Genomic DNA, 293 nt, shown 5'->3' with positions numbered 1-293 from the left:
GTATCAGGCTTTAAAAAGTTTGTAAAGCTCTTGGATATGAATAGCCATTGCGTGATGGAAGCAACAGGCTATTATCATTATCAACTGGCTTAGCATTTACTAGAATCTAGTCTTAAAGTATCGGTAGAAAATCCATTAGCGGTGAAACGCTTTATACAGATGAAGTTGTCAAAAATTAAGACCGATAAAAGCGATTCAAAACTTATTTGTGAGTATGCTAAAAAGGTAGATCTAAAACTGTGGAAGGGTAACACAAAGGAGGAGACGGAATGTCTTCAAATCACCAGAGCACT

The 293-nt window shown here is 36.5% G+C and carries 1 pseudogene; it reads left to right on the top strand.

Features of this window, described 5'->3' with window-relative positions:
- A pseudogene (locus CXF67_RS19280) lies at positions 1 to 293 on the top strand (IS110 family transposase); the annotation flags it as partial.

Origin of the sequence: Psychroflexus sp. MES1-P1E, assembly GCF_002836055.1 — a bacterium.
Lineage (GTDB): Bacteria > Bacteroidota > Bacteroidia > Flavobacteriales > Flavobacteriaceae > Psychroflexus.
The sequence above is the reverse complement of the archived record's forward strand: the minus strand, read 5'-3'. Positions and strand labels throughout refer to the sequence as shown.